This is a genomic window from Paraburkholderia dipogonis (assembly GCF_046027395.1).
GTDB lineage: Bacteria > Pseudomonadota > Gammaproteobacteria > Burkholderiales > Burkholderiaceae > Paraburkholderia > Paraburkholderia dipogonis_A.
Genome location: NZ_JAQQEG010000118.1, coordinates 1 through 836, shown reverse-complemented (window position 1 = coordinate 836; position 836 = coordinate 1). Strand labels below are relative to the sequence as shown.

At 60.0% G+C, this 836-nt stretch carries 1 pseudogene; it reads right to left on the bottom strand.

Annotated features, from left to right (window positions below):
* A pseudogene (locus tag PQR32_RS42110) lies at positions 1–801 on the bottom strand (hypothetical protein); the annotation flags it as partial.
* Positions 802–836 lie beyond the last annotated feature (35 nt).

Genomic DNA, 836 nt, shown 5'->3' with positions numbered 1-836 from the left:
ATCCTGCGCGATCTGCGCTGGCGGAGTTCCGGCCTGCAGTCGGGCAATGAGGTCCTTCCTTATTTGAGGTGAGTGCAGCGGCGTCCCGATGTCCGGTAAATTACCCATGTTCTGCTTAATCCTGTATGTAGTGCTGAAACCTATGTCCAATCTTCTCGCGACGGCCGCCGCCGTCCATCCGTCTCTAAGCAGCGCTTCCGCTTTTTGCCTTGTTTCCGCCGGAAGCGGGCCGTGCTCGACGGTGTCGAGTTTCACCTGCCCGTCGCGGCGATACTGTTCGACGATGACCTCCACGGTTTCGGGTTGGACATGCATATCGCGAGCTATCTGCTCGGGTGGAGTTCCGGCGTTCACCCGGGTAACGACCTCCGTCCTGAAAGCAATTGATTGCAGCGGCGGGCTCGGGATGTCCGGTAAATTCGCGTCCCGCTTAATCTTCCATGCAGCGGGTTGACTTATGTCCAATCTTCTCGCGATGTTCGCCTGCGTCCATCCGTCTCTAAACAGCGCTTCCGCTTTTTGCCGTGTTTCCGCCGGAATCCGGGGCCGCCCCCCTGGTATGCCCGTGTCGCCATGCACCTGCCAGTTGCCGTGCGCATCAAGCCTGACGGGGTATTGATACTTCGTCGGATTGTCGGGTTGATAGACGCGCCACGTGCCATTGTCCGCGTCGTACCTGACCGGCCAGGTTTGACCGTTCGCCCGGATATAAGCCTGGAGCTTGCTGTCCCTGAAGATACCCGGACTGTCCGGATCAGCTTCCAGCTTACCCGCCGGTTGGCGGGCATATCCTTCGGGCAAGGGGATGGTCGTGGATTGCGGCGTGGGCGCCGGGG